1 protein-coding gene is annotated in these 949 nt (G+C 47.8%); it reads left to right on the top strand.

Annotated features, from left to right (window positions below; genetic code table 11):
* A partial coding sequence (locus E1297_RS01370) for a Fic family protein (protein WP_196223110.1) occupies positions 1–859 on the top strand: 859 nt, incomplete at its 5' end.
* Positions 860–949 lie beyond the last annotated feature (90 nt).

Genomic DNA, 949 nt, shown 5'->3' with positions numbered 1-949 from the left:
CCCCGTCCTTCAGGGCGGGGAGCAGTCACCAAACCCAAAAAGTCTGCTTTCACTTCAGAATAACATTGTAGACCCTCGATATGCAGCCAAAGGAGTCCGAGACTTCCAAAATTTTGTCGGCGAGACTGCGGGGGGATATCGCGAGATCGTTCACTTTATATGTCCGAAGCCTGAGGATGTGCAGTCATTGCTTTCAGGATGGACAGACATGGCCTCGAAACTTCGAGGGCGTGCGGATCCCGTAGTTTCGGCAGCATTAGTCTCCTTTGGCTTCGTTTTTATCCATCCATTCGAAGATGGAAATGGAAGAATTCATCGATTCTTGATGCACAACATACTCTCATCCGAGGGGTACACTCCGAAAGATGTTCTCTTCCCAATCAGCGCGGCAATTGTACGAGACCGTCGCGGTTACGACGCAGCCCTAGAGTCGTTTTCCGAATCTATACAACCGCTCATCGAATGGGGCTGGACTCCGGAAAAAGAAATATCGGTCAAAAACGACACGTCCGATCTTTATAGATATTTCGACGCAACAACGGTTACCGAATATTTGTACTCGAAAGTTGAAGAGACTGTCAGAAAAGACTTGAGAGATGAACTAAATTTCATTGGTATGTACGATGCCATTTCGCAAGAGATCAAAGAGCGCATTGACATGCCTGACAGAAGGGCATCGCTATTGGCTCGGTTCTTAATTCAGGGGAAGGGCGCTCTTTCGAAGAAGGGTCTGACAAAATTTCCAGAACTCACAGATCTTGAAATTGAGGTCATCCAGGAAGTCGCGACGGATGTTTTGGAAGAGTTCAATTTGCAAAATGACTTCGACACATCTGACGGCATGTACCGCCCCAAATAGCCTCAGTCGGGCACAGAACGCAGAAAAAATTGCGTTGGTGGCAGTTGCTACCTAATTCCGTGTCAATCTACACCGGCTTGGCCGATATCG

Source organism: Roseibium sp. RKSG952, from assembly GCF_009711355.1.
The sequence above is the reverse complement of the archived record's forward strand: the minus strand, read 5'-3'. Positions and strand labels throughout refer to the sequence as shown.